At 44.6% G+C, this 993-nt stretch carries 1 pseudogene; it reads left to right on the top strand.

Annotated elements, in window-relative coordinates:
* A pseudogene (locus B3O33_RS03200) lies at positions 1–915 on the top strand (protein adenylyltransferase SelO family protein); the annotation flags it as partial.
* Positions 916–993: the final 78 nt, after the last annotated feature.

Here is a 993-nt window from a genome sequence, read left to right as displayed (position 1 = left end):
GCCATTCGCCATCATTATTCGCATTTAGGTGAACCGTCCAAAGCGACATATCTCGCCTGGTTCAAAGAAGTGTGTGAACGCACGGCAGATTTGGTGGTGCACTGGATGCGTGTTGGTTTTGTGCATGGCGTATTGAATACTGATAACACTTCGATTTTAGGACTGACTATTGATTACGGCCCGTATGGCTGGATTGATAATTACGATCCCGACTGGACGCCAAACACTACCGATGCAACGGGTAAACGCTATCGGTTTGGTCACCAACCGCAAATCGCTCAATGGAATCTGTTACAACTCGGCAATGCTATTTATCCATTAATTGATGACGTCGAGCCACTGCAACAAATTCTGACTGATTACGTCAAGCTTTACACGGATAAATGGCAAAAAATGCGTGCCGATAAACTTGGATTGAATGACTATCAGGGTGACGCCGATCATGAACTAAATCAGCAGTTACAGAAAATTCTGTTACTGGCTGAAACCGATATGACGATTTTCTATCGCAATTTGGCAGACGTGTCGTGTGAACAAAACGATCTCAGTGATGAAGACCTACTGGCACCGTTAATGGAAGCGTATTACGCTCCTGAGGCCCTATCCAAAGAGGATAAAAAAGATATCTGCAACTGGTTGAGACGCTATCAGCTGCGTGTGCAGCAGGATGGCACCAGCGACCTTGATAGAAAAGCCAGAATGAATCGGGTAAATCCGAAATATGTGTTACGTAACTATCTGTCTCAACAGGCAATAGACAAAGCTCATGATGGCGATTACAGCCTGATTCATGAACTTTTAGAGGTCATGCACCGTCCTTATGATGAACAACCTCAGTATCAGCATTACGCAGCTAAACGTCCCGACTGGGCAAGAGATAAACCCGGCTGTTCAATGTTGTCTTGTAGTTCATAACCTAAGGAGTTAACCAGATGAAATTGATTAGCGTGCTGCTTGCAGTATCAGTTTGGTTTTTTGCTGTTCCGGCTTATG

The organism is Methylophaga sp. UBA1464 (genome assembly GCF_002325665.1).
In the GTDB taxonomy this organism is placed as follows: domain Bacteria; phylum Pseudomonadota; class Gammaproteobacteria; order Nitrosococcales; family Methylophagaceae; genus Methylophaga.
The sequence above is the reverse complement of the archived record's forward strand: the minus strand, read 5'-3'. Positions and strand labels throughout refer to the sequence as shown.